This window comes from Mycobacterium colombiense CECT 3035 (assembly GCF_002105755.1).
GTDB classification, from domain to species: domain Bacteria; phylum Actinomycetota; class Actinomycetes; order Mycobacteriales; family Mycobacteriaceae; genus Mycobacterium; species Mycobacterium colombiense.
Genome location: NZ_CP020821.1, coordinates 847,559 through 873,684 on the forward strand (window position 1 = coordinate 847,559; position 26,126 = coordinate 873,684).

The window sequence follows — 26,126 nt, forward strand, 5'->3', positions numbered from 1 at the left end:
TCCTTTCGGCGTCGGGTAAGCCCTCGTCAGTACGCGAAGGACAGAGGTGCCACCTCGTCATCGCTGGGCGCCTGCGGGGGAGCGGGTTCCGCGTCGTGTTCCAGCGGCCCCTCGACGGTGTAGCGCTTGAGCAGGAAGAACCACAGGACTGCGAGCACCGCGTAGACGAGGGTGAAGGTCACCAGCGAGGTGACGACCATGCCGGGCACGTGATGTGACACCCCTTCGCGCACGGTCATCCGAATCAATTGGTCCCCAGTGGGATTGGGTGCCACCACCCAGGGTTGACGGCCCATCTCGGTGAACACCCACCCGGAGATGTTGGCCAGGAACGGCGTCGGGATGGTGAGCAGGGCGAACCAGGACATCCAGCGGCTCTTGGGTGTTCGCCCGCCGCGGGTGACCCACAACACGGTCAGGGCGAACAGCACCGGGATCGCCAGGAACCCGATCATCGCCCGGAAGGACCAATAGGTGACGAACAGGTTCGGCCGGTAGTCGTCTGGCCCGAAGCGCTGCTGGTACTCCTGCTGCAACTCGTCCACCCCACGCAGCGTCACGCCGCTGAATTTGCCCTCGGCCAGGAACGGCAGCACGTAGTGCACCTTGATCACCTCGGCGACGCTGCCGCAGTTGTTGTGCGTTCCGATCGTCAGCACCGAGAAGTCGGGATCGGTTTGGCTGTGGCACAACGCCTCCGCCGACGCCATCTTCATCGGCTGCTGGACGAACATCAGCTTGCCTTGCCGGTCGCCGGTGAAGAACAGGCCGACGGTGGCGAGCAGCACCACCCCACAGCCCAGGATGGCCGCCGGACGAAACATGGTGCGGGCATCGGTCTGCCCCTTGGGCGTGGCGGACGCCTGCGTGCGTGAGCGCACCATCCACCAGGCGCTGACCGCGGCGACGAAGGTGCCCGCAACCAGGAGCGCCCCGGTCACGGTGTGTGAAAACGCCGCTTGCGCAGTGTTATTGGAGAGCAGGGCGAAGATGTCGTCCAACTCGGCGCGTCGCGTCGCCGGGTTGTAGTGCGCGCCGACCGGGTGCTGCATGAACGAGTTCGCCGCGATGATGAAGAACGCCGACGCATTGACGCCGAACGCGACGATCCAGATGCAGGCCAGGTGTATCAGCTTCGGCAGCCGGCTCCAGCCGAAGATCCACAACCCGATGAAGGTGGACTCGAAGAAAAAGGCGAACAACCCCTCCATCGCCAGTGGCGCACCGAAGATGTCGCCGACGAACTTCGAGTATTCCGACCAGTTCATCCCGAACTGGAATTCCTGGACGATCCCGGTCGCCACGCCGATGGCGAAGTTGATCAGGAACAGCTTGCCGAAGAACTTGGTCAGCCGGTACCAGGCGGTGTTGCCGGTGGCCACCCACACCGTCTGCATGATGGCGATCAGCGGCGCCAAACCGATGGTGAGCGGCACGAAGATGAAGTGGTAGACGGTAGTGATACCGAACTGCCACCGAGAAATATCGACGACATTCATCTGTCATCTCCCGAGACTGCGGAGGGCCGACCAACGGCTACGACAGAGTGTAGTAGATGAGTCGGCGCCTCCGCTACCGGTGCCCTCGTCAGCCGGCGAGGGTCTTGGAGGCCTTGCGAATTCCGAACGAGGAAATGATCTCGAATACGCCGATGACGACGAACCACGCGCCGACCACGATCGCCAGGGTGACGATGGATTGGAACGGCGAGGCCAGCACGACGATGCCGGCGAGCAGGCTGATCACACCGACGAAGATGTTCCAGCCTCGACCCGGCAGGTGTGGGTCACTGACGGCCGAAATCGTTGTGGCGACACCGCGGAAGATGAACCCGACGCCAATCCAGATGGCCAGCAGCAGGATTGCGTATCCCTGACCGAAATGGCGGAATGCCAGCAGCGCGAGGATCAACGACGCTGCGCCACTGATGAACAGCAGGACCCGGCTGCCCGCCGAGACATGCAACGAGAACGCGAAGACGACCTGCGCGATGCCGGTGATCAACAGATAAACGCCGAAGGCGACGGCGGCGACCAGGATGGAAATTCCCGGCCACGCCAGCACCAGGACACCGAGGACAAGAGACAGAATTCCCGACAGCAGAGCGGATTTCCACAGATGCGGCAGCAGGCTTGGAACGGGGTGGGTTCCAGGAGAGCCAGGGGAGATAGTCATGGCCGCAGTCTGGCACAAACGTGAGCGGTGGTACAGGGACTTTCGTCAGACGTGGACCGTGCGCGGATCTTCGGCACGCAGGTCGGTGGGTTCTTCGCCCGCCTTGCGACCGATCAGATACCAGGTGCGCATAACGCCCTTGCCCTTGATCTCGATCCGGCCGCGCTCCTGCAGAACGAACTCGTGTTTGAGGCGTTCATACATCGCCTCGGGCACTTGGATTCGGCCCACCGAATCGGTGGACTCCATCCGCGACGCGACGTTGACGGCGTCGCCCCATACGTCGTAGAAGAACCGTCGCGAGCCCACGACGCCGGCCACGACGGGCCCGCACGCCATGCCCATCCGCAACGGGATCGCCTGGCCATGCGGATCCTTCAGTGCGGCAGCAACATTGGCCATGTCGAGCGCCAAAGCGGCCAGGGCGAAGGCGTGGTCCGGCCGCGCGCGCGGCACCCCGCTGACCACCATGTAGGAGTCGCCGCTGACCTTGATCTTCTCCAGGCCGTGCCTGTCCACCAACTCGTCGAAGGCGCCGTACAGCCGGTCGAGGAAGCGCACCAGGTCGGCGGGGGTGGTGCTGCTGGCGCGTTCGGTGAAGCTGACGATGTCGGCGAACAGGACGGAGGCCTCGTCGTACTTGTCGGCGATCACGTTCCGGTCGGCGCTCTTGAGGCGTTCGGCGATGCTGCCCGGCAACATGTTGGCCAGCAGCGCCTCGGACCGCGCGTACTCGGATTCCATCACCGCCTCCGCGCGCTGGGTGTCGCGCAGCGCGTACGACACCGTGATGAACACCATCACGCAGGCGGAGACGATGGTGACGACGAACATCATGGACTGCGCCCAAGCCGGCACCAGACCGGTGTCGCGGGGAACCAGGAATTCCAGGGCGATGATCAGGCCGGCGGCGATCGCCGCCAGGATCGCGGCCAACACGATGTGATCAAGCCCCAGCACCAGCACCACCAGGCAGGCGCCTACCACCAAGAAGAACTGGGCGCCCGAGGCGGTGCCCGAATCCCAGCAGGTGACGAAGACCGTGACGTAGGCGGCACCGATGAAGGTCAGCGGCGCAACCAGGTCACCGAAGCGGTGCAGCCACGGCACACACGCGAAGATCACCGCGGAGGCTGAACTGACGAGGACTATCTGCCAGATCCAGGCCCCGGTGACGACCTGCAGCACGACGAAAGTGGTGGAGACTGCCACTGCAAGCCAGGCCGCGATCATGAGCACTCGATACTCGCGTGCGGCGCTGTCGGCGTAGTGCTGAGTGCGGTCGCGTGACTGGGCCCGCGCCGCGGCCACGCAGTCCGGGCGCTCCGAGGAGCCGTCTAGGCGTGTTGGTGGGGCACCACACTTCTTGGCCGCCACGGGTGTAAGCCTAACCGCTGAGCAGCGAATTTTGTCGACTGCGGCATGAATATTGCCGTTTTCGCTCCCGCGAGTTTCCCGAGTCTGATAACAACTTTGTTATCGGGTTGTAATCGGGTTTGCGAATGGATCGTTATGGTTATTTAACACGTGTTGGGCAGGGCTGTTCGACACGTGTTCGCCTCGACTAAGGGGTGCCTGATGGCGGGTCTCAAGAGATTCGTTCTTGCGTTAATCCTTGCTCTCACCGCCGTGCTCATGGACGGCTGTAGTGCCGCCTGTAGCGAGCCGAGCTGGCTTCTCCGGGTCGCGGGCGACTCCATCGGTAACGACGCCACGGGGCTGAATGTCTCTGCGTCAGACCAGGTCTGCATCACCCGATCATTCGGCGACTGAACCGGACGGTGGGCCTCGACGAGGGGTGAGGCCCACCCCGACGGTCCGGTCGGCACGGAATCCCCGAGCATGGGCCCACGCGAACGAAGCCGTTGCTGGATGCATTTCGGCGCGCGCGTCGCGGGGCCGGAAAAAAATAATCTGAATTCATCGCGCTCGTGACAATGCATTGTTTGTCGAAATTTGCGCGGAGTTTATAAACGGGGCTGAATCCATACCATTGGAAGGTATAGGCCTCAATAACAGACCGACGGGTTTGGTGAAGCCCGCAGAGGGTCAACTTCGGTACCGGAAAGCGCCCGCGGCTCCTGCGGCGCGTCGATGTGAAGCGGGACGCTCGACCGGGACGCCCGGCCGGGACGCGGCGGGTGTGGTGCCCTCGGTGAGATTCGAACTCACACTGTACGGGTTTTGAATCCGTTTCCTCTGCCAGTTGGGATACGAGGGCGCGCGGCCTCTTACCTTAGAGGCAGCCTCCCACCATAGAGGATCACGAGTGCTCAACTGCCTCACCGCCCCCGAGGTCGCTGGTCTGAGGCGTTCACGACACAATATGCGTCATGACAGGCCCCACGACCGACACCGACGCCGCTGTGCCGCGCCGGGTCCTGATCGCTGAAGACGAAGCGCTCATCCGCATGGATCTCGCCGAGATGCTCCGAGAGGAGGGTTACGAGATCGTCGGGGAGGCCGGCGACGGACAGGAAGCCGTCGAATTGGCGGAAGCCCATCGGCCCGATTTGGTGATCATGGATGTGAAGATGCCGCGCCGCGACGGGATCGACGCCGCATCGGAGATCGCCAGCAAGCGCATCGCGCCGATCGTGGTGCTGACCGCGTTCAGCCAGCGCGATCTGGTGGAGCGGGCGCGCGACGCCGGCGCGATGGCTTACCTGGTGAAACCCTTCACAATCAGCGACCTCATCCCGGCCATCGAACTGGCCGTCAGCCGTTTCGGCGAGATCGCCGAGCTGGAACGCGAGGTCGCGACGCTGTCGGACCGGCTCGAGACGCGCAAGGTCGTCGAGCGCGCCAAGGGCCTGCTGCAGACCAAGCAGGGCATGACCGAGCCCGAGGCGTTCAAGTGGATTCAGCGCGCCGCCATGGACCGCCGGACCACGATGAAGCGGGTGGCCGAAGTCGTGCTGGAGACCCTCGACACCGACGACGAAGGCTGATCGCCCGGGAGGGTCCTAGCGCGCGACGATCACCGACGAGCCGTGCCCGAACAACCCCTGGTTGGCGGTCACCCCGACGGTGGCGTTCTCCACCTGCCGGCCGGTGGCCTGGCCACGCAGCTGCCAGGTCAGCTCGCAGACCTGAGCGATCGCCTGCGCGGGAATCGCCTCGCCGAAGCACGCCAGCCCGCCCGACGGGTTGACCGGGACCCGGCCGCCGATCGTGGTGGCGCCGCTGCGCAGCAGCTCCTCCGCTTCACCCTTGGCGCACAGCCCCAGGTGCTCGTACCAGTCGAGCTCCAGCGCGGTGGACAGGTCGTAGACCTCGGCCAGGCTCACGTCCTCGGGACCGATGCCCGCCTCGGCGTAGGCCGCATCGAGGATCTGATCCTTGAACACCCGCTCCGGTGCCGCCACGACGGCGGTGGAATCCGTTGCGATGTCCGGCAATTCGGGCAGGTGCTGTGGGTAGCGCGGCGTGACCGTGCTGACCGCGCGCACCGACGGCACGCCCTCGAGCGAACCGAGATGCTTGCGGGCGAACTCGGCGCTGGCCACGATCAGCGCCGCGGCGCCGTCGGAGGTGGCGCAGATGTCGAGCTGCCGCAACGGGTCGGAGACCACCGGGCTCGCCAGCACGTCCTCGACCGAAGATTCCTTGCGGTAGCGGGCATTCGGGTTCTGCAGGCCGTGCTGGGAGTTCTTCACCTTCACCGCGGCGAAGTCCTCGGACGTCGCGCCGTAGAGGTCCATCCGGCGGCGCGCCAGCAGCGCGAAATACACCGGGTTCATCGCACCGATGAGGTGGAAGCGCTGCCAGTCGGGGTCGTTCTTGCGTTCGCCGCCGACCGGGGCGAACGCGCCCTTCGGGGTGGTGTCGGCCCCGATCACCAGCGCGACGTCGCAGAAGCCCGCCAGGATGTGGGCGCGCGCGCTCTGCAGCGCCTGCGAGCCGCTGGCGCAGGCGGCGTAACTGGAGCTGACCGGCACGCCGTTCCAGCCGAGCTTCTGGGCGAACGTCGACCCCGCGATGAAGCCCGGGTAGCCGTTGCGGATGGTGTCGGCGCCGGCGACCAGCTGGATCTGCTGCCAGTCCAGGCCCGCCTCGGCCAGCGCGGCGCGCGCGGCGACCACGCCGTATTCGGTGAAGTCGCGGCCCCATTTGCCCCACGGGTGCATCCCGGCGCCGAGGATGTAGAGCGGTTCAGGGCTCATCGGGCGACCTTCCAAGCGTGCACGAGGCGCTCGACGCCGTCGTCGTCGGTGAACAGTGTCATGGTGGCCAGCTCCATCTCCATGCCGACCTTCAGGTCGGCGGCCAGCGTGCCCTCGACCACCTTGCCGAGCACGATGATCCCCTCGTCGGCCAGCTCCACCGCGGCGATGGCGAATGGTTCGAACGGGTCGGCCGCCGGGTAGGGCGCGGGCGGCGGATACCGGTTCTCGGTGTAGCTCCACAGCGTTCCGCGGGTGGACAACGCGACGGACTCCAGGGTGTCGCTGGCGCACGCCGGGTTGGGGCAGTTGTTCTCCCGCGGCGGGAAGACGTAGGTGCCGCACTCGGGGCACTTGCTGCCGATCAGGTGGGGATTTCCGGCGTCATCGGTGGCGAACCACCCGTCGATAGCGGCTTGTGTACTGGTGACCTCTGGCACCCGGCCAGACTACCCAGCTCATACACAAAACTGAAACGTGTTGCAGTTCTGCCGGCTCCGGTGACTCGTCGTAGCGCATGCCTAGAGTGAGACCCGTGCCCGCCACGAAAACCACGCCGAAGGCCAGCGAGGAAGAAACCACGCCGACGCTCATGCTGCTGGACGGCAACTCGCTGGCGTTTCGGGCGTTCTACGCGCTACCCGCCGAAAACTTCAAGACCCGCGGCGGGCTGACCACCAACGCGGTCTACGGCTTCACCGCGATGCTGATCAACCTGCTGCGCGACGAAGCGCCGACCCACATCGCGGCGGCGTTCGACGTGTCCCGGCAGACCTTCCGCTCCGAGCGCTACCCGGAGTACAAGGCCAATCGGTCGGCGACGCCCGACGAGTTCCGCGGCCAGATCGACATCACCAAGGAAGTCCTGGCGGCGTTGGGCATCACGGTGCTGGCCGAGGAGGGGTTCGAGGCCGACGACCTGATCGCGACCCTGGCCACGCAGGCCGAAAACGAGGGCTACCGGGTGCTGGTGGTCACCGGCGACCGCGACTCGCTGCAGTTGGTCAGCGACAACGTGACGGTGCTGTATCCGCGCAAGGGCGTCAGCGAGTTGACGCGCTTCACCCCGGACGCCGTCGTCGAGAAGTACGGGCTGACGCCCCGGCAATACCCCGACTTCGCCGCTCTGCGCGGCGATCCCAGCGACAACCTGCCCGGCATCCCCGGGGTGGGGGAGAAGACCGCCTCCAAATGGATCGGCGAATACGGCTCGCTGCAGGCGCTGGTCGACAACGTCGATTCGGTGCGCGGCAAGGTGGGCGACGCGCTGCGCGAACATCTGGCCAGCGTCATCCGCAACCGCGAGCTGACCGACCTCGTCAAAGACGTGCCGCTGGCCCAGACTCCGGACACGCTCCGGCTGCAGCCGTGGGATCGCGACCAGATTCACCGGCTCTTCGACGATCTGGAGTTCCGGGTGTTGCGGGACCGGTTGTTCGAAACCCTGGCCGCGGTGGAGCCCGAGGTCGACGAGGGCTTCGACGTGCGCGGCGGTGCGCTGGAAGCCGGTGAGCTGGCCGTGTGGCTGGCCGAGCACAGCTCGGGAAAGCGGTTCGGCCTGGCCGTCGTCGGCACCCACCTGGCCTACGACGCCGACGCCACCGCGCTGGCCATCGTCTCCGCCGACGGCGAGGGCCGCTACATCGACACCGCGACGCTGGATCCCGAAGACGAAGCGGCGCTGGCTTCTTGGCTTGCCGACCCTGGTCCGCCCAAGGCGCTGCACGAGGCCAAGCTGGCGATGCATGACCTGGCCGGACGGGGCTGGACGCTGGCCGGCGTCACCTCCGACACCGCCCTGGCGGCCTACCTGGTGCGGCCGGGGCAGCGCAGCTTCTCCCTCGATGACCTGTCGCTGCGCTACCTGCGCCGCGAGCTGCGCGCGGAAAACCCTGAACAGCAACAACTTTCGCTGCTCGACGACAACGAGGGCACCGACGACCAGGCGGTGCAGACGCTGATCCTGCGCGCGGTGGCGGTGCTGGACCTGGCCGACGCGCTCGACGAGGAGCTGGCCCGGATCAACTCCACCTCGTTGTTGAGCACGATGGAGCTCCCGGTGCAGCGAGTGCTGGCCGGCATGGAAAACGCCGGTATCGCAGTCGATTTGGATCTGCTCGGCGAGCTGCAAAGCGATTTCGCGCACCAGATCCGCGACGCGGCCGAGGCGGCGTACGCGGTGATCGGTAAGCAGATCAACCTGGGCTCGCCAAAACAGTTGCAGGCGGTGCTCTTCGACGAGCTGGAGATGCCGAAGACCAAGCGCACCAAGACCGGCTACACCACCGACGCGGACGCCCTGCAGTCGCTGTTCGACAAGACCGGCCATCCGTTCCTGCAGCACCTGCTGACCCACCGCGACGCCACCCGGCTCAAAGTCACCGTCGACGGGTTGCTGAACGCGGTGGCCTCGGACGGCCGCATCCACACCACGTTCAACCAAACCATCGCCGCCACCGGCAGATTGTCGTCGACCGAGCCGAACCTGCAGAACATTCCGATCCGCACCGAGGCGGGCCGGCGGATCCGCGACGCGTTCGTCGTCGGCGACGGTTACAGCGAGCTGATGACGGCCGACTACAGCCAGATCGAGATGCGGATCATGGCCCACCTGTCCAAGGACGCCGGCCTCATCGAGGCGTTCAACACCGGCGAGGACCTGCACTCGTTCGTCGCCTCGCGGGCGTTCGGCGTGCCGATCGACGAGGTCACCGCCGAACTGCGCCGCCGGGTCAAGGCGATGTCCTACGGCCTGGCCTACGGATTGAGCGCCTACGGGCTGTCCGCGCAGCTGAAAATCTCCACCGAGGAAGCCAAAGACCAGATGGAGCAATACTTCGCCCGGTTCGGCGGGGTGCGCGACTACCTGATGAATGTCGTGGAGCAGGCCCGCAAGGACGGCTTCACGTCGACGGTCTTCGGCCGCCGTCGCTACCTGCCCGAACTCGACAGCAGCAACCGCCAGGTGCGCGAGGCCGCCGAGCGGGCGGCGCTCAACGCGCCGATCCAGGGCAGCGCGGCCGACATCATCAAGGTGGCCATGCTCGAGGTCGACCGGGCGATCAAGGACGCCGGGCTGTCCTCCCGCATCCTGCTGCAGGTGCATGACGAGCTGCTGTTCGAGGTCGCCACCGGCGAGCGAGAGCAGCTGGAGGCGCTGGTACGCGACAAAATGGGCGGCGCCTACCCTCTCGACGTGCCACTGGAGGTTTCGGTCGGTTACGGCCGCTCCTGGGACGCCGCGGCGCATTAGCGCGGCGATCGGTCCGGTGCGGCGCACGGAGGGCCCCGCGGACGCATATTCGCTGCTCAGCCCGTTGTCGAGACTGGTGCAATGGCGAAATGTTTGCTGCGGATTCGGTGTGGCGTCACATTCGGGGCTGCCGCTCGACCCGGCGGGATCACGCTGAGTTTGGCCAGCGTGTGCACAGTCGAGTAGCCTCGACAGGTAAATCCAGAATTGTCCCTACGACCCAACCTGTCCGGAGCAACCCAACAATATGCCGAGTCCCGCCGTCACCTCGCCGCAAGTAGCCGTCAACGACATTGGCTCGAGCGAGGACTTTCTCGCCGCAATAGACAAAACGATCAAGTACTTCAACGATGGCGACATCGTCGAAGGCACGATCGTCAAAGTGGACCGGGACGAGGTGCTCCTCGATATCGGCTACAAGACCGAAGGGGTCATCCCCGCCCGCGAACTCTCCATCAAGCACGATGTCGACCCCAACGAGGTCGTTTCCGTCGGTGATGAGGTCGAAGCCCTGGTCCTCACCAAGGAGGACAAAGAGGGTCGCCTGATCCTGTCCAAGAAGCGCGCGCAGTACGAGCGCGCCTGGGGCACCATCGAGGCGCTCAAGGAGAAGGACGAGGCCGTCAAGGGCACCGTCATCGAGGTCGTCAAGGGTGGCCTGATCCTCGACATCGGGTTGCGCGGCTTCCTGCCCGCCTCGCTGGTCGAGATGCGCCGGGTGCGCGATCTGCAGCCGTACATCGGCAAGGAGATCGAGGCCAAGATCATCGAGCTGGACAAGAACCGCAACAACGTGGTGCTGAGCCGGCGCGCCTGGCTGGAGCAGACCCAGTCCGAGGTGCGCAGCGAGTTCCTCAACCAGCTGCAGAAGGGCGCCATCCGCAAGGGTGTGGTGTCGTCGATCGTCAACTTCGGCGCGTTCGTCGACCTCGGCGGTGTGGACGGCCTGGTGCACGTCTCCGAGCTGTCCTGGAAGCACATCGACCACCCGTCCGAGGTTGTTCAGGTCGGCGACGAGGTCACCGTCGAGGTGCTCGACGTCGACATGGACCGCGAGCGGGTTTCGTTGTCGCTGAAGGCGACTCAGGAAGACCCGTGGCGCCACTTCGCCCGCACCCACGCCATCGGCCAGATCGTGCCCGGCAAGGTCACCAAGCTGGTTCCGTTCGGTGCGTTCGTGCGTGTCGAGGAGGGCATCGAGGGCCTGGTGCACATCTCCGAACTGGCCGAGCGCCACGTCGAGGTTCCCGACCAGGTGGTCGCCGTCGGCGACGACGCGATGGTCAAGGTCATCGACATCGACCTGGAGCGGCGCCGGATCTCGTTGTCGCTCAAGCAGGCCAACGAGGACTACACCGACGAGTTCGACCCGGCCAAGTACGGCATGGCCGACAGCTACGACGAGCAGGGCAACTACATCTTCCCCGAGGGCTTCGACGCCGAGACCAACGAATGGCTCGAGGGCTTCGACAAGCAGCGCAACGAGTGGGAAGCCCGCTACGCCGAGGCCGAGCGCCGGCACAAGATGCACACGGCGCAGATGGAGAAGTTCGCCGCCGCCGAGGCTGCCGGGCACGCCGAGCAGTCGCCGGGCAACGGCGCTCCTCCGGAGAAGGCGGGCGGATCGCTGGCCAGCGACGCCCAATTGGCCGCTCTGCGGGAGAAACTCGCCGGCAACGCCTAATCGCCGATGCTGCGTATCGGGTTGACCGGTGGCATCGGCGCCGGCAAGTCGGCGCTGTCATCCACGTTCGAGAAGTACGGTGCCGTCATCGTCGACGGTGACGTGATCGCGCGTGAGGTGGTGCGACCGGGCACCGACGGCCTGGCAGCGCTGGTCGAGGCGTTCGGGAGCGACATCCTGCTCGCGGACGGATCGCTGGATCGACCGGCGTTGGCCGCCAAGGCCTTTCGCGACGACGAGGCACGCAAGACGCTGAACGGGATTGTCCACCCCCTGGTGGGCAATCGCCGTTCGGAGATCATCGCGTCGGTGCCCGAGGATTCCGTTGTGGTCGAAGATATTCCGCTGCTGGTGGAGTCCGGGATGGCGCCGCTGTTCCCGCTTGTGGTCATCGTCTACGCCGACGTCGAGGTGCGGCTGCGGCGCCTGGTCGAGCAGCGCGGCATGCCGGAGGATGACGCCCGCGCGCGGATCGCCGCGCAGGCCACCGACGAGCAGCGCCGCGCGGTCGCCGACATCTGGCTGGACAACTCGGGCAGCCTCGAGGATTTGGTCCAGCGCGCCCACGACGTGTGGAACAACCGCATCGTCCCGTTCGCACACAACCTGAGCGCGCACCGGATCGTCCGGGCCCCGGCCCGGTTGGTGCCGCCCGACCCGAGCTGGGCGGACCAGGCACAGCGAATTGTGAACCGCCTCAAGGCCAGCTGCGGTCACCGCGCGTTGCGCGTCGATCACATCGGCTCAACCGCGGTGCCGGACTTTCCCGCCAAGGACGTCATCGACGTTCAGATCACCGTGGAATCTTTGGCCGTCGCAGACGAACTCGTCGAGGTGTTGCTGTCGGCCGGGTATCCGCGCATCAAACACATCGCCGAGGACGTGGCCAAGCCCGACGCCCGCAGCACCGTGGAACGCTACGATCGCCGGGACGATCCGGCGTTGTGGTTCAAGCGAATCCACGCCTCGGCCGACCCCGGTCGACCCACCAACGTGCACATCCGGGTGGACGGCTGGCCCAACCAGCAGTTCGCCCTGCTGTTCGTGGACTGGCTGACGGCCAACCCCGACGCCCGCGCCGACTACCTGAACGTCAAGCGCGCGGCCGAGCGGGACGGCGGAACGGACACCGCGGCGTACGTCGAGGTCAAGGAACCGTGGTTCCTCGATGCCTACCGGCGGGCCTGGGAGTGGGCCGACTCGACCGGTTGGAAGCCCTGAGGTCTGTCAGGGCAACGGCGCGCCGCACTGCAGCGCCCCGTTGTTGGGATCGCTGTTGCCGGCCGTCGGCCTCACCATCTGGTCGGTCTGGGTGAAAACGTTGTCGTCGGCATCGATCTCGCAATGCACGTTGGCCGCGTAGGGAAAGTGCAGCACGATCCGCAGGCCGGCTTGCGCCGGATCGGGAAGCACGGTGTTGGCTTCGAATACGTTGCCGGGCATGGAAGGAAGGCCGGTCGTGCTGGTCTGACCGCCGTTCGTCACGAACGTGGCCTGGCTACCGGTCGTCAGGGCGTCGATCCTCGCCCGATAGGTGATGTTGTGCAGATCCGCTCGTGCGATTGCCGGACTCAACTGGGCGCCGGCGGCGACGACCGTCACCGCGGCGATCGGCATCCACCGGCGGAAATGGGAGCTCATAGCAGCTGAGATTACGCCCAACGTGGCCGGGTCCACCAGGCTGTCCGGTCGCCGCGGCTAGGGCTGGCATGCGGGACACCAGAACGACATCCGACCGCCGATCCGGCCGTGCCGAAGCGCGGTGCCGCAGCGCGGGCAGTGCGGGTCGGGATCGTCGCGTGCCCCGGTGAGCCAGCGCGACAGTCCGGGGACCCGGCCGTGGCGCACCGCGGTGTGCAGCACCTGCGTCATCGCGCGATGCAACTTCTTGACGGCGTCGTCGTCCAACTCCGTGACCGCAAAGCTGGGCCGTATCCCCGCCCGCCAGCAGATTTCGTCGACGAGCAGATTGCCCAGGCCGGCGATCACCGACTGGTCCATCAGCGTCGGCTTCAGGCGACCCCGTCGCCCGGCGACCACGCCGCGAAACTCCCGCAGGCCCAGGCCGAGCGCGTCGGGGCCCTGCGGACCCAGCACGTCGGCGACTTCTTCCTCGCCGTCGGCCAGCCAGACCCCGCGCAGCTTGCGCAGGTCGGCGTAGCGCAGTTCACCCTGGTCGAGCGACATCACCAGCCGTTCATACTTTTCCGGCTGGGCGCCGGGCTTCGCGTAATACGGGTGCCCGGTCATGCCACTGTGAATCAGCAGCGTCGGACCGTCGGTCGGCAGTATCAGCCATTTGCCGTGCCGGCGCGGGGCGCCGAAGCGGTGCCCGGTCAGGCGCCGCGCGAGCGCGGTGGCCGAGGCGTTGCGCAGAATTCCCGGGTCGCGGACGTCCACGCTTTCAATCCGGCGGCGGGGCAAGGCCTTTGCGAGCTCGCGCCGGAACCCTTCGACATCCGGCAGTTCAGGCACGAAGTTTCGCCAACCGCTCGCGCGGACCGCCCAGCGAGCGGGCATGCCGGAACATGTCTGCCCACGGATCACCTTGCTCAGCAAGCCGTTTGGGGATATCGCGGATGCTGAACCGATCCGCCCGCAGGCCACGCGCGTCCAGTTCGTCCCACTCCAGCGGGGTGGCCACCGGCGCACCGCCGCGGGCCCGCACCGAGTAGGGTGCGACGGCCGTCTGCGCGTAGGCGTTGCGCATGACGTCGAGGTAGATGCGGCCATCGCGCTTGTCCTTGCGGGCCTCGACGGTGCGGTGCGCCTCGTCGTCGGCCGCAACGACTTCGGCGACGTCCCGGGCGAATTGGCGCACGGTGTCGAAGTCGGCCTCGGCGCGCAACGGCACCACCACGTGTAGCCCGCGTGATCCGGTGGTCTGCACGTAGCGGGCCAGTCCGAGGTCGTCGAGCACATCGGCCACCGCGTGGGCGGTCGCGCGCACCGCCGCGAAATCCGCGTCGGACGGGTCCAGGTCGAAGACCAGCCGGTCGGGATGGTGCAGGTTGCCGCGGCGCGACTGCCACACGTGCAGCGTTATGCAGTTCTGGTTGGCCAACCAGCGCAGCGCTTCCGGGCGTTCGGCCACCGGGTGCACCAGGGTGCCGCCCTCTTTGTCGACCTCCACCCCGCTCATCCAGTCCGGCAAAGTGTCGGCGAAATCCTGCTGCACGAACCCTTTTTCGCCGATGCCCCGGGGAAACCGTTGCACGGTCAGCGGGCGGCCCTTCAGGTGCGCCAGCATCGTCTGGGCCACCTCGCCGTAGTAGTCGACCAGGTCGCGCTTGGTGAACCCGTCCTTGCCGAACATGACCCGATCCGGGTGGGTGATCTCGACCCGCATGTCGGGTGCATACCCGCCGCCGGGGGCAGAAAACGACTACGGTCCGCGCCAGGTCAGTTCCATGCCGTGCCGCGCCAGCCACCGCGCCAGGTCGTAGCCGTTGCACGCCAACCCGTCGACGGCGGCCACGGCCCGCAGCACCGCCTGCTCGGCGACCTCGGGAGTCAGCAATCCGTGCCGCACGGCGTCCAGCAGCTCGTCGACGTCGGTGAGCTCGGCCCTGGCGCCGGTGCGGACCTCGATGTCCAGGTAGTGGTCTTCGGAATGCCACACGGTGGGGCCGGGTGAGTAGTGGCCCACGTCCAGGTAGTAGTCGTGGTCGCGTTCATGGCCGGGGTTGAAGTGAAACACGGTGGCGCGCAGGCCCAGCGACGGCAGCAACCACGACTCGAGGTAATGGAATTGGGCGCGGCCGGGAGTGGGGCGGGCGATGTAGAGGCCCCACGGGCGCACGGCGTACTCGTCGACCGTCCGCACGATGCCCTTGGGATCGGTGTTCGTGTGGGCCAGCAGGTCGAAAGTCTCGTGCTTGGGTGGGTGAATGATGTCACCCTACCGCCGCGGGCCGATTTCTCACCGGCGCAGCCGGATCTTCCATCGCACGAACCCGGCGTAGAAGATCGACAACGCGGCGAGCATGCCCATGTCCAGCAGCCAGGTCTTCGGCGTGTGTTGCCAGAACCGGTCCTGGGACAGCAGGGAATCGGGCACCAGGTGGCGCAGGTCCACCGTCGACGCCGCCGCGGCGTAGCCCCAGCGCGCCGGCATCGCCCACGACAGCTGGTTCAGACCGAGCCGGCCCGTCACCGGGACCATCCCGCCGCACAGCACCAGCTGCGCCATCACCGTCACCACGAACAGCGGCATGATCTGCTCGCTGGACCGCACCAGCGACGAAATCGCCAGGCCCAGAATGGCCGAGGCGACACACGTCGCCGCCACCGTGGCGAACAATTCGGCGGTGGCCCCGACGGTCGAGTGGCCGAACAGCACCGCGCCGCGCGTCGGGGCGCTCTTGCCGATCACCACGATCGCCGTGACGATCGCCGACTGCAGTATCGCGAACCCGCAGAACACCGCGGTCTTGGCGAGCAGGTAGGCGGTGGTGGACAACCCGACCGCCTGCTCGCGCTGGAAGATGGCGCGCTCGCCGACCAGGTCGCGAATTGTCAAGGCGGTGCCCATGAAAGCCGCGGCGGGCATCAGCAGGGCCAGTATCTGCGCGGCCTCGTCGGGTGTCCCCGCGTTGGGCGCCGGCACATGAAATCCGTTGCTGCCCGGGACGGTCAGCGACAGCGAGCCGAGGATGAACGGCAGCAGCGCCAGGAAGACGAAGTAGGCGCGGTCGGCGATCACCAGTCGGACCTGGCGGCGGGCGATCGTCGAGATCTGGCGCCGCACGCTGGTGTGCACCGGTTCGCCGAGGGTGCTCGGCTCGTCGGTCTTGTCCGGCAGGTACTTCTGGGGCCGCTTCTGGGCCTCGTTTTGCTCCAGGAAGCGGCGGTTGGCTTCGTCGGGGTCGGCGCCGACCTGGGTGAAGATCTTCGCCCAGTTGGTGGTGCCCATCGCCCCGCCGATCTGGTCGGGCGGACCGCAGTAGGCCGTTTTGCCGCCGGGGGCCATCAGCAGCACCTGGTCGCAGACGTCCAGGTAGGACAGCGAGTGCGTCACCACCAGCACCACTCGGCCGGCGTCAGCCAGCTGCCGCAGCATCGTCATCACCTGCAGGTCCAGCGCGGGATCCAGGCCCGAGGTCGGCTCGTCGAGGATCAGCAGCGACGGCCCGGTGAGCAGCTCGAGCGCCACCGAGGCGCGTTTGCGTTGCCCGCCGGACAGCTTCTCGACGCGGGTGTCGGCGTGCTTGGTCAGGTCGAGCTCCTCGAGCACCTGGGCGACGACCTTGGCGCGGTCCGCTTTGCTGGTGTCGGGCGGCAGCCGCAGCTCGGCCGCGTAGCCCAGCGCCTGGTTGACGGTCAGCTGGCGATGCACCACGTCGTCCTGCGGGACGATCCCGATCCTGCTGCGCAGCGACGCGTACTCCGCGTGAATGTTGTGGCCCTCGAACGTCACTGCGCCGGACGTCGGGGTGGTGTAGCCGGCGATGAGCCGGGCCAGGGTGCTCTTTCCGGCGCCCGAACCGCCGATCACGGCGGTCAGCGTGCCGGGCCGCGCCGTCAGCGAGATGTCGTCGAGCAGTTGTTTGCCGTTGTCGACGACGTACTTGACGTCGCGCACCTCCAGGCCGCCGGTGCGGGTGGCGGCGCCGCCGCGTTCGGTCAGGGTGCCGTCGCGGAACACCAGGTCGACGTTGCCGATGGTGACGATGTCGTCCTCGGACAGGATCGCCGACCCCACCCGGGTGCCGTTCACGAACGTCCCGTTGACGCTGTTGTCCCGGATCTCGGTGCCCAGCTGGGTGGGCACCAGCGTCGCGTGCTGGCGCGACGCCAGGACGTCGGAGACGACGATGTCGTTCTCGGCGGCCCGGCCGATCGTCATGGCGCCGACCGTGCCCGCGGCCGACGACGCGCGCGGCGAGAGCAATTTCACAAAACGCGTCGCCAGGTTCGACACGTCGGCCGTCTTGGCGTCGATGACGGTGAATTCCGCTGCGGGCGTGGGGGATGGCTGCGACGGCGCCGCGATTCCGTCCGCGACGGGCGGCGTGACCTGCAACCTTGCCGGCGAGCCGGGGTCGATGACGGTGAGCTGTTCCGGCGGTGTGCCACGCCGCGCCGCCGACGGTGGCACCCAGGGTGGCGGTGCGGGCTGCCGTGGCGGTGCGTTCGGCGGTCCGGCCGGCCGCCGGGGTGGTTCGGGGCGCGACGGCGCACCCGGCGGGCCGCCCCGCGCCGGGCTCCTGCCCGGGCCACCGAGCCGGGCCTGAGGGGGCCGCGGCGGGTGGGTCGCATTGGTTTGCTCAGCAACAGCGGACCACGGCAGGGTCGGCGGTCCGGAATCGTGGCTCGGCCGGATCCGCTGCGGATGCCCGGCATGGCCCTGCTGCGGCCCGATCGCGAAGGTCAGGCGCGGACCCTGCGGATTTCCGATGTGAATGCTCTGGCCGTCGTGGATATCGACCACCGGCATCCGGTAGCCGTTCAGGTAGGTCCCGTTCAGCGAGCCGTTATCGATTGCCAGCCAACGGCCTTGATCGAACCGAAGGATCAGGTGCGCGCGCGAGATCCGCGGATCGGCGATGCGCACGTCGGCCTGCACGTCGCGTCCGACGACCACCTCGTGGCCGGCCGCGAAGGATCGTTTTGACCCGTCGTGCCGAATTGTCAGGATGGGCGGGGCGGGTCGAGTCACCCCTCAAGTATCGGCCCGTGTTGGCAGTGCGCTCTATTGGAGCCGGCTGTGACTTCCCTTTGTTTCGATTCGGCCACTCATAGCCCATTCATAGCCTGCTGCGACGAATCGCCAACGGCGGTGCGGCATTATTCGATCGGGAGGGGTAGTTCGATTGTGTCCGTGCGCGCCGAGCACAGCGTTGTGCCGGCAGACGCGAGACGGAGCAGAGGGCCCAATCGCTATGCGCCTGTTCATGGTATGCGATCCGCATCACAGTGCGGCGACACCTGGGCGGTGCCGGAAAACGAGGGGGCAAGGCATTGATGAACGAGCACAAGGGAACTACCCGGCGCATCGGCGCCGGGAGACGGTTGCTGAGCAACCCGCGGCAGGCCCGTGAGGCGTTGCGCGCGGGGTTTCACTCGTTGCCGGCCATGCCGATCGGGCAGCTGTTACGCCGGATACCCCCGGTCGATTCCGCGCCGAACGCGGAACCCGTGGTGGCGCAACGCCCCAACGATTCCTCCGGGGCGCGGCTTGCGGTCGGAAACGGCGCGTCGTTCGCCGGTTACACGATCTTGCGGCAGCTGGGCGCCGGTGGCATGGCCGAGGTGTACCTCGCGCTGCACCCCCGGCTGCCCCGCCGTGACGTGATCAAGGTCCTCGCCGAGGCGGTGACCGCCGACCCCGAGTTTCGCGAAAGGTTCAACCGGGAGGCCGATCTCGCGGCGACGCTGTGGCACCCGCACATCGTCGGCGTGCACGACCGAGGCGAATTCAACGGGCATCTGTGGATCTCGATGGACTACGTCGAGGGCACCGACGCCTCGCGGCTGGTCAAGGAGAACTATGCCGGCGGCATGCCGATCGACGAGGTGTGCGCCATCGTGCAGGCGGTCGCGGGCGCGCTGGACTACGCCCACGACCGCGGCCTGCTGCACCGCGACGTCAAGCCCGCCAACATCCTGCTCACCCACCCGGACGAGGGGGAGCGCCGAATCCTGTTGGCGGACTTCGGCGTCGCGCGTCACCTGGGCGACATCAGTGGGATCACCGAGACGAACGTCGCGGTCGGGACGGTGGCATACGCCGCGCCCGAGCAGCTGACGGGTTCCCCCATCGACGGCCGGGCAGACCAATATGCTTTGGCCGCAACGGCTTTCCATCTGCTCACCGGGGCACCGCCGTTCCAGCACTCCAACCCGATCGCGGTGATCAGCCAGCACCTGCACGAGGACCCGCCTCGGCTCAGCGATTTCCGTCCCGATCTGGCCGAGCTCGACGACGTGTTCTTCCGCGCCCTCGCCAAGCAACCCGAGGACCGGTTCGAGCGGTGCCGCGCGTTCGCCGCCGCCGTCGTCGAGTCGGCCGGTGGTGTCTCCGACGTCGGCCCCGGCGCCCGCCCGCGCCCCGCGGCGTCGACATCGCATCGCCGGCGCGGCCCCGCCGGCGTCGTAGCCGGGTTGAGCCACCGGTTTTCGGCGAAAACCCGGTGGGCGACGGCGCTGGTGTGTGCGGTGCTCATCGCCGTCGCGGCGACCTGGTCGCTCCTCTACTCCTTTCAGCCCGACGCCCCGCCGGCCAGCCCCGCGCTCGCGTCGAGACCGTCCGCACCGGCGGCCAGCGCCGCGCCCACCGCGGGCGGACCCGTGCTGAACGGCGTCTACAAGCTGGATTACGACCAGACCAAGCGCACCACCAACGGCATCTCGATCCGGCACGACGGGGCCGCCACCGGTTGGTGGGCGTTCCGGTCGGTGTGCACCGCGAACGGGTGTGCGGCCACCGGGACCCAGCTGGACGACGCCACCCATCAGGTGGCCAACACCACCGACGGGGGACAGGCCGACACCCTGCGCTTCGTCGGCGGCTACTGGCAGGGCGCCCCGGCGCAGCAGCGGGTGGGCTGCACGCAGCCCAATGGGCAGGTTCGGGCGACCCAGCAGGAAACCATCGCCTGGTCGCTCGCGCCGCAGGCCGACGGCACGCTGCGCGGCACGTTGACCGAGACGGTGCTGAGCAACGAGTGCGGCGCCCAGGGCGCGGTGGTGCGGGTGCCGGTCGTGGCCACCCGGACCGGCGACGTTCCCGCGACGGTGACGTTGGGCGACCCCACCCAGGTCATCAACGCCTCGACCACCGCGTCAGCTCCGGCGCCGCCGGTGCTCGGCGGGCTGTGCAGCGACGTCGGCAAGGTCGCCTACGACCCGACCAACAACGAGCAGATCGTCTGCGAGGGCAGCAGCTGGGCCAAGGCGCCGATCACGATGGGCGTGCACGCCGCCGGCAGCTCGTGCGACCGGCCGGGCACGTCGGTGTTCGCCATGAGCACCTCCAGCGACGGCTACCTGCTGCAGTGCGATCCGGTGACCCGGACGTGGACGCGGCCGGTGGGCTAGCCTGCTCCCGGCCCGGTCGGCCTCCAGGTACCAACGGGTGAGTTCAAAACTCGCTAGCGCATCCGCTAGCGCGTTTTAGAAAAGCCCTGTCGCTTCGCGCAGGTACTCATGTCGCCGGGCGCGGGCGCTGACTGACTTTCGCGACGTCACATTCCCGATTAACTTTCACTCATGCAGGTAGTGAGTTCGGACTCCGCTGGTCTGCAGGCGCTAGGTGCTCGGTGGACCGCGTCGGCCGGCGAGCTGGACGCTTCGATGGCTCCGATGGCATCAGGATTGTCGTTTCAGGCCAGCACGGCCGCTGTCAGCGTCGCCCACGCCGATGTCGAAGCATTCGTGACGACGCTAGCCATGCGTGTTCGCAACCGAGCAACTCGTGTCATTGCGGCCGATGGCCGCTATACCCGCAATGAAGCAGATTCGGCTGGCGAAATGGCCGCGGTGACCCATCCGAGCGTTGTTGTTTAGCCGATGTCTGCGGTCGCGGGATTTCCGCTCCTCTCGCAGGTGCTGGCTTGGCCAACTCGGCACCTGACTGAGGCGGCTGACTATTGGGAGGCGGTAGGCGGGCGCAGCTACGCGGTGGCCTCCCAAGTCTGGCGTGACGGCCTATCGGTTGATTGGCAAGGTCGCGCGGCTGACGCGCTGCATGCCGCGACGCACGGCGACTTGCAGAAGACGAGCGCGGTCGCCGATCAACTGCAAGCAGCGGCGAAAGTTGCCAGAAGCGGCGCCGCCGACCTCTCCGCGGCTCGATCACGGGTTCGGTATGTCGTCGAGGACGCTTTCGGGGCGGGTTTCGATGTGCGCGAAGACATGTCGGTCACTGATCCCTCGACTGGCGGTTCGACGGCGCAGCGCGCCACCCGGCGGGCTCAGGCACAAGGCTATGCCGGTGACATCCGCCAACGGGCGACGCAATTGGTCGCACTCGACCAGCAGGTCGCCGAGAGGGTCACCTCAGCCATGGCCGGAATCCGCGACACGTTTCCTTCAGCCACCGGCCCTGACGGGCCGGGCGAGAGGTCCAGATTCCGCGCCGTCGACAATCACTCATTCAAAGAGGATCCACCCCTGTCAGGGGGTTACCCCGCCAACGACGTGATCGCCGAAGCCACAGACCTGGACGGCAATCACATTGTTCTCCGACGGGGATACTACGATGCGGAGACCAGAAAGGGCTGGGGCTGGGACAAGGCGTACTGGAGGCACGGCGTAGTCAATCCAAATGTGTTCAAGGACTTGATCTCTCACAGCCGACCAGTGCACCAGCCGGACGGCACCCTCCGATATGACGTTCCGATCAACCGTGCCCACTGCACTAGGGGGCCACTGGGGATTGTCGACTGTCAGGACACGGGTGAGAGTTTGACAATGAGAATCGTGGTTGATCCGAGCGTGGGGCGTGCCGATGTGCCCGACGGTAGACAGAAAGGGGTGATCACGATGTATCCGCTCGAGGGTGGGAGTGGAGTGATCACATTAGGTCCGAAATGGACGTGGACTCCGCCGTGGGTAAACACCAATGTGCCCATCAACTGACGCCGACGATGCCCAAGTCCAGTTCGCCGTCGCGGTGTTGCGGAAGTTGTTGCGCCACATCGAAGCTGAGAACAGTAGAGGAAGCAAACCATTCCTCGTTTCGCATGCCTGGACCGACGGTCCAACAATCTACCTGGTTTACACCGCTCCGCCATCGGACAGAACGTGGGGGCTCGCGCGCGACACAAGGGAGTCGATCATCGACCCGGGACCCTGGCCGGACGTGGACGAGGCAGTGCGCTACTACTACCTCCTCGACCTTGAAGAGGGCCAGCCATGGGGTTCGTTCCGGCAGCCAGGCGAGCCTGACCGTATCCTGTGGGATGGCTTTCCGCTCGAAGAAGATCTGCCCGAGCGTCCATCGGACGTCCGCGACGAGTTTCGATACACGCGACCGACCGGTGGGTCATCGGCGAAGCCCAGCGCAGTTCACGACCCGTCCGTAACGGAGCCTCGTCGGTACGGGAATCCACTGTGAGCTATCCGCTCGTCCAGATGAGCGTGAACTCGCCAACTTCGTAAGATCAGCCCCACGACACTTGTCGGTGATCGGTCCTACCCTGGTGGCATGGCATTCGCCACGGAGCATCCCGTAGTAGCGCATTCGGAGTATCGCGCTGTCGACGACGTCGTGCGCGTCGGCGGCGACTTCGAGGTGGTCAGCCCGCACGATCCCGCCGGCGACCAGCCGGCCGCCATCCAGGAGCTGGAACGACGGATCAGGGCGGGGGAGCGCGACGTCGTGCTGCTCGGCGCCACCGGCACCGGGAAGTCGGCCACCACCGCGTGGCTCATCGAGCGGCTGCAGCGGCCCACCCTGGTGATGGCCCCCAACAAGACGCTGGCCGCCCAGCTGGCCAATGAGCTGCGAGAGATGTTGCCGCACAACGCGGTCGAATACTTCGTCTCGTACTACGACTACTACCAGCCCGAGGCGTACATCGCGCAGACCGACACCTATATCGAGAAGGACAGCTCGATCAACGACGACGTGGAGCGGCTACGGCACTCCGCGACGTCCTCGCTGCTGTCGCGGCGCGACGTGGTCGTGGTGGCGTCGGTCTCGTGCATCTACGGCCTGGGCACGCCGCAGTCCTACCTGGACCGCTCGGTCGAGGTGCGGGTGGGCGCCGAGGTGCCGCGGGATGCGCTGCTGCGCCTGCTGGTCGACGTCCAGTACACGCGCAACGACCTGTCGTTCACCCGTGGCTCGTTCCGGGTGCGCGGCGACACCGTGGAGATCATCCCGTCCTACGAAGAGCTGGCGGTACGCATCGAGTTCTTCGGCGACGAGGTCGAGGCGCTGTACTACCTGCATCCGTTGACGGGCGACGTGATCCGCCAGGTGGATTCGCTGCGGATCTTCCCGGCCACCCACTACGTGGCCGGCCCCGAGCGGATGGCCCACGCGATCTCGACGATCGAAGCGGAGCTGGCCGAGCGGCTGGCCGAGCTGGAGGGGCAGGGCAAGCTGCTCGAGGCGCAGCGGCTGCGGATGCGCACCAACTACGACATCGAGATGATGCGCCAGGTCGGGTTCTGCTCGGGCATCGAGAACTACTCCCGGCACATCGACGGCCGGGGTCCCGGCTCGCCGCCGGCCACCCTCCTGGACTACTTCCCGGAAGACTTCCTGCTGGTCATCGACGAATCGCACGTCACCGTCCCGCAGATCGGCGGCATGTACGAGGGCGACATGTCGCGCAAACGCAACCTGGTCGAATACGGCTTCCGGCTGCCGTCGGCGTGCGACAACCGGCCACTGACCTGGGAGGAGTTCGCCGACCGGATCGGGCAGACGGTGTACCTGTCGGCCACCCCCGGGCCCTACGAACTCAGCCAGACCGGCGGCGAATTCGTCGAGCAGGTGATCCGGCCCACCGGCCTGGTCGACCCGAAGGTCGTGGTCAAGCCGACCAAGGGGCAGATCGACGACCTGATCGGCGAGATCCGCAAGCGCACCGAGGCCGACCAGCGGGTGCTGGTCACCACGCTGACCAAGAAGATGGCCGAGGACCTCACCGACTACCTGCTCGAAATGGGCATCCGGGTGCGCTACCTGCACTCCGAGGTCGACACCCTGCGCCGGGTCGAGCTGCTGCGCCAGCTGCGGCTGGGCGAGTACGACGTGCTGGTCGGCATCAACCTCCTGCGCGAGGGCCTGGACCTTCCCGAAGTGTCCCTGGTGGCGATCCTGGATGCGGACAAAGAGGGCTTCCTGCGGTCGTCGCGCAGCCTCATCCAGACCATCGGCCGCGCGGCCCGCAACGTCTCCGGTGAGGTGCACATGTACGCCGACACCATCACCGATTCGATGAAGGAGGCCATCGACGAGACCGAACGGCGGCGGGCGAAGCAGGTCGCGTACAACGAGGAACACGGCATCGACCCGCAGCCGCTGCGCAAGAAGATCGCCGACATCCTCGACCAGGTCTACCGCGAGGCGGACGACAGCGAGGCGGTGGAGATCGGCGGGTCAGGGCGCAACGCGTCCCGCGGCCGGCGCGCGCAGGGCGAGCCGGGCCGCGCGGTCAGCGCGGGGGTGTTCGAGGGCCGCGATACGTCCGGCATGCCGCGCGCCGAACTGGCCGACCTGATCAAGGACCTCACCGCCCAGATGATGGCCGCGGCTCGTGACTTGCAGTTCGAGCTGGCGGCACGGTTCCGCGACGAGATCGCCGACCTGAAGAAGGAACTGCGCGGGATGGACGCCGCCGGCCTGAAATGAGTTTGCTGGCAACCGATCTCCCGCTCTTATCTCCGCGCGACCCCATACGGTAGAGGAGTGACCGACGCGGCGACTATCACCGGCGGCTGGCGTGAGCTGCTGGGCGCGAGGTATCTGAGAACTTCCGTACTGCTGGCCGGCGGGGTGGCGCTCTACGCGACGAATGAGTTCCTGACCACCAGCTTGTTGCCCAACACCATCGCCGAAATCGGCGGCAGCCGGCTCTACGCGTGGGTCACGACGCTGTACCTCGTGGGCTCGGTGGTGGCCGCGACGATGGTCAATCCGATGCTGCTGCGCATCGGTGCGCGGTCGTCGTATCTGATGGGTCTCGCCGTGTTCGGCATCGCCAGCCTGGTTTGCGCTGCCGCCCCGACCATGCATGTTTTGATTGCTGGACGGGCGATGCAGGGGGTGGCCGGGGGCTTGCTGGCCGGCTTGGGCTACGCGGTCATCAATTCCGCCCTGCCCCGTTGGTTGTGGACGAGGGGCTCGGCCCTGGTGTCGGCGATGTGGGGCATCGCGACCGTGGTCGGACCCACCACGGGAGGGCTGTTCGCCCAGCTCGGGATCTGGCGATGGGCGTTCGTCACGATGGCCGTCCTGACCTTCCTGATGGCCCTGCTGGTCCCGGTCGCGCTGGCCCGCGTCAACCCGACGAGCGGCCTCCCCAGGATGAGGGTGCCGGTGTGGTCGCTGCTGATCATCGGGGCGGCGGCGCTGGCCGTCAGCGTGGCGCAGATTCCGCGCAGCACCGTCGCCACGTATGGGCTGCTGGCGGCGGGCATCGGCCTGGTCGGCGTCTTCGTGCTCGTCGACTGGCGGATGCACGCGGCCATCCTGCCGCCCAGCGTCTTCTCGCCCGGCCCCCTGAAGTGGATCTACCTCACCATGGGCGTGCTGATGGGCGCGGCGATGGTGAACACCTACGTGCCGCTGTTCGGCCAGCGGCTGGCCCACCTGACGCCGATCGCCGCCGGATTCCTGGGGGCGGCGCTCGCGCTGGGCTGGACGGTCAGCGAGATCGTCAGCGCGTCGCTGGAGAACCCGCGGACGGTCGGGCGGGTGGTCATGGTGGCGCCGATGGTGGCGGCGTCGGGCCTCGCGCTGGGTGCCGTCGCCCGGCACGGCGACGACTCGGCCTGGACCGCGGCGCTGTGGGCGGTGGCCCTGCTGGTCGCCGGCATCGGGATCGGGATGGCCTGGCCGCACCTGTCGGCCCGCGCAATGGCGTCCGTCGCCGACCCCGCCGAAGGCGGCGCCGCATCCGCGGCGATCAACACCGTCCAGCTGACCTCCGCCGCGATCGGTGCCGGATTGGCCGGTGTCGTCGTCAACACCGCCACCGGCGGCGAGGAGATGGCGGCGCACCTGCTGTTCACGGTGTTCACCGCGCTGAGCGCGGCCGGAGTGGCGGTGTCCTACGCCGCGACGCGGGCCACCCGGCAAGCCGAACCGGTCGCCACCTGAGCCTGAGCGCAGCCGTGAGCGCAACCGCGGCGCAGCGGTTCACGGCCATCGGACCCGGTCGGCACA

Annotated in this window: 19 protein-coding genes and 1 tRNA gene; 9 read left to right on the top strand and 11 right to left on the bottom strand. The window is 67.2% G+C overall.

All coding sequences use genetic code 11. The annotated features are described in order from the left end of the window. Nucleotides 1-26: 26 nt before the first annotated feature. From B9D87_RS04055 to B9D87_RS04075, 4 genes are all read right to left on the bottom strand, one after another. Nucleotides 27-1,499 carry a cytochrome ubiquinol oxidase subunit I gene (locus B9D87_RS04055; RefSeq protein WP_007776151.1) on the bottom strand — a complete coding sequence of 491 codons (1,473 nt, stop codon included), beginning with the start codon at nucleotides 1,497-1,499 and terminating at the stop codon, nucleotides 27-29. A gap of 88 nt (nucleotides 1,500-1,587) precedes the next feature. Next, nucleotides 1,588-2,193, bottom strand: a complete 606-nt coding sequence (locus B9D87_RS04060) for an HdeD family acid-resistance protein (RefSeq protein WP_415623600.1) — start codon at nucleotides 2,191-2,193, stop codon at nucleotides 1,588-1,590. A gap of 27 nt (nucleotides 2,194-2,220) precedes the next feature. After that, complete coding sequence (locus tag B9D87_RS04065; RefSeq protein WP_007776149.1) at nucleotides 2,221-3,552, bottom strand: adenylate/guanylate cyclase domain-containing protein; 1,332 nt, start codon at nucleotides 3,550-3,552, stop codon at nucleotides 2,221-2,223. Between the two features lie 767 nt (nucleotides 3,553-4,319). After that, nucleotides 4,320-4,396, bottom strand: a tRNA-Leu gene (locus tag B9D87_RS04075). Between the two features lie 112 nt (nucleotides 4,397-4,508). Here B9D87_RS04075 and B9D87_RS04080 point away from each other — a divergent pair. After that, nucleotides 4,509-5,126, top strand: coding sequence for an ANTAR domain-containing response regulator (locus tag B9D87_RS04080; protein WP_007776147.1), 618 nt, complete (start codon nucleotides 4,509-4,511; stop codon nucleotides 5,124-5,126). 15 nt (nucleotides 5,127-5,141) lie between these two features. On the opposite strand, the gene B9D87_RS04085 is transcribed toward B9D87_RS04080, so the two are convergent. Together B9D87_RS04085 and B9D87_RS04090 are read right to left on the bottom strand one after the other, a co-directional pair. After that, nucleotides 5,142-6,341 (bottom strand): lipid-transfer protein, encoded by a 1,200-nt coding sequence (locus B9D87_RS04085; protein ID WP_007776145.1) that lies wholly within the window; start codon nucleotides 6,339-6,341, stop codon nucleotides 5,142-5,144. After that, nucleotides 6,338-6,781, bottom strand: a complete 444-nt coding sequence (locus B9D87_RS04090; RefSeq protein ID WP_007776142.1) for a Zn-ribbon domain-containing OB-fold protein — start codon at nucleotides 6,779-6,781, stop codon at nucleotides 6,338-6,340. Before B9D87_RS04090 ends, B9D87_RS04085 begins: the two co-directional genes overlap by 4 nt. Nucleotides 6,782-6,858: 77 nt before the next feature. Here B9D87_RS04090 and polA point away from each other — a divergent pair, with 77 nt between their 5' ends. The 3 genes from polA (at nucleotide 6,859) to coaE (ending at nucleotide 12,499) form a co-directional block, all read left to right on the top strand. Next, nucleotides 6,859-9,594, top strand: a complete 2,736-nt coding sequence (gene polA / locus B9D87_RS04095) for a DNA polymerase I (protein ID WP_052002583.1) — start codon at nucleotides 6,859-6,861, stop codon at nucleotides 9,592-9,594. A 247-nt stretch (nucleotides 9,595-9,841) separates the two neighbouring features. Then, the gene (rpsA, locus tag B9D87_RS04100; protein ID WP_007776137.1) at nucleotides 9,842-11,278 is read left to right on the top strand and encodes a 30S ribosomal protein S1; all 1,437 of its coding nucleotides are present in this window, start codon (nucleotides 9,842-9,844) and stop codon (nucleotides 11,276-11,278) included. 6 nt (nucleotides 11,279-11,284) lie between these two features. Beyond that, entirely contained in the window at nucleotides 11,285-12,499 is a 1,215-nt protein-coding gene (coaE, locus tag B9D87_RS04105; RefSeq protein WP_007776134.1) for a dephospho-CoA kinase, read from the top strand. A gap of 6 nt (nucleotides 12,500-12,505) precedes the next feature. On the opposite strand, the gene B9D87_RS04110 is transcribed toward coaE, so the two are convergent. The 5 genes from B9D87_RS04110 to B9D87_RS04130 all read right to left on the bottom strand — a co-directional run bounded on the left by B9D87_RS04110 (nucleotide 12,506) and on the right by B9D87_RS04130 (nucleotide 17,939). Beyond that, nucleotides 12,506-12,919 (bottom strand): hypothetical protein, encoded by a 414-nt coding sequence (locus B9D87_RS04110; RefSeq protein ID WP_040631807.1) that lies wholly within the window; start codon nucleotides 12,917-12,919, stop codon nucleotides 12,506-12,508. Nucleotides 12,920-12,976: 57 nt separating this feature from the next. Continuing rightward, nucleotides 12,977-13,753: a DNA-formamidopyrimidine glycosylase family protein gene (locus tag B9D87_RS04115; RefSeq protein ID WP_040631805.1), complete on the bottom strand. Its 777-nt coding sequence runs from the start codon at nucleotides 13,751-13,753 to the stop codon at nucleotides 12,977-12,979. Continuing rightward, complete coding sequence (gene ligD / locus B9D87_RS04120; protein WP_007776128.1) at nucleotides 13,746-14,627, bottom strand: non-homologous end-joining DNA ligase; 882 nt, start codon at nucleotides 14,625-14,627, stop codon at nucleotides 13,746-13,748. The genes B9D87_RS04115 and ligD overlap by 8 nt, the downstream gene beginning before the upstream one ends. A gap of 36 nt (nucleotides 14,628-14,663) precedes the next feature. Further along, nucleotides 14,664-15,104 carry a ribonuclease FAU-1 family protein gene (locus tag B9D87_RS04125; RefSeq protein ID WP_007776126.1) on the bottom strand — a complete coding sequence of 147 codons (441 nt, stop codon included), beginning with the start codon at nucleotides 15,102-15,104 and terminating at the stop codon, nucleotides 14,664-14,666. A 96-nt stretch (nucleotides 15,105-15,200) separates the two neighbouring features. Further along, nucleotides 15,201-17,939, bottom strand: a complete 2,739-nt coding sequence (locus B9D87_RS04130) for an ATP-binding cassette domain-containing protein (protein WP_193787399.1) — start codon at nucleotides 17,937-17,939, stop codon at nucleotides 15,201-15,203. 305 nt (nucleotides 17,940-18,244) lie between these two features. On the opposite strand from B9D87_RS04130, the gene B9D87_RS04135 reads away from it, so the two are divergent. The 5 genes from B9D87_RS04135 (at nucleotide 18,245) to B9D87_RS04160 (ending at nucleotide 26,060) form a co-directional block, all read left to right on the top strand. Beyond that, nucleotides 18,245-20,320: a serine/threonine-protein kinase gene (locus B9D87_RS04135; RefSeq protein ID WP_007776118.1), complete on the top strand. Its 2,076-nt coding sequence runs from the start codon at nucleotides 18,245-18,247 to the stop codon at nucleotides 20,318-20,320. A 171-nt stretch (nucleotides 20,321-20,491) separates the two neighbouring features. Beyond that, nucleotides 20,492-20,788, top strand: coding sequence for a hypothetical protein (locus B9D87_RS04140; protein WP_077091875.1), 297 nt, complete (start codon nucleotides 20,492-20,494; stop codon nucleotides 20,786-20,788). A 3-nt stretch (nucleotides 20,789-20,791) separates the two neighbouring features. After that, a complete protein-coding gene (locus B9D87_RS04145; RefSeq protein ID WP_007776116.1) occupies nucleotides 20,792-21,862 on the top strand; it encodes a hypothetical protein in 1,071 nt (356 codons plus the stop codon). Nucleotides 21,863-22,430: 568 nt separating this feature from the next. Continuing rightward, a complete protein-coding gene (gene uvrB, locus B9D87_RS04155; protein ID WP_007776111.1) occupies nucleotides 22,431-24,590 on the top strand; it encodes an excinuclease ABC subunit UvrB in 2,160 nt (719 codons plus the stop codon). 57 nt (nucleotides 24,591-24,647) lie between these two features. Next, nucleotides 24,648-26,060, top strand: a complete 1,413-nt coding sequence (locus B9D87_RS04160) for an MFS transporter (RefSeq protein ID WP_007776110.1) — start codon at nucleotides 24,648-24,650, stop codon at nucleotides 26,058-26,060. Nucleotides 26,061-26,126 lie beyond the last annotated feature (66 nt).

Coding starts and splice junctions, on each gene's coding strand:
- B9D87_RS04080 (WP_007776147.1), top strand. CDS start 4,509: ATGACAGGCCCCACGACCGACACCGACGCCGCTGTGCCGCGCCGGGTC.
- uvrB (WP_007776111.1), top strand. CDS start 22,431: ATGGCATTCGCCACGGAGCATCCCGTAGTAGCGCATTCGGAGTATCGC.
- ligD (WP_007776128.1), bottom strand. CDS start 14,627: ATGCGGGTCGAGATCACCCACCCGGATCGGGTCATGTTCGGCAAGGAC.
- coaE (WP_007776134.1), top strand. CDS start 11,285: ATGCTGCGTATCGGGTTGACCGGTGGCATCGGCGCCGGCAAGTCGGCG.
- B9D87_RS04135 (WP_007776118.1), top strand. CDS start 18,245: ATGAACGAGCACAAGGGAACTACCCGGCGCATCGGCGCCGGGAGACGG.
- B9D87_RS04145 (WP_007776116.1), top strand. CDS start 20,792: ATGTCTGCGGTCGCGGGATTTCCGCTCCTCTCGCAGGTGCTGGCTTGG.
- B9D87_RS04110 (WP_040631807.1), bottom strand. CDS start 12,919: ATGAGCTCCCATTTCCGCCGGTGGATGCCGATCGCCGCGGTGACGGTC.
- B9D87_RS04055 (WP_007776151.1), bottom strand. CDS start 1,499: ATGAATGTCGTCGATATTTCTCGGTGGCAGTTCGGTATCACTACCGTC.
- B9D87_RS04085 (WP_007776145.1), bottom strand. CDS start 6,341: ATGAGCCCTGAACCGCTCTACATCCTCGGCGCCGGGATGCACCCGTGG.
- polA (WP_052002583.1), top strand. CDS start 6,859: ATGCCTAGAGTGAGACCCGTGCCCGCCACGAAAACCACGCCGAAGGCC.
- rpsA (WP_007776137.1), top strand. CDS start 9,842: ATGCCGAGTCCCGCCGTCACCTCGCCGCAAGTAGCCGTCAACGACATT.
- B9D87_RS04140 (WP_077091875.1), top strand. CDS start 20,492: ATGCAGGTAGTGAGTTCGGACTCCGCTGGTCTGCAGGCGCTAGGTGCT.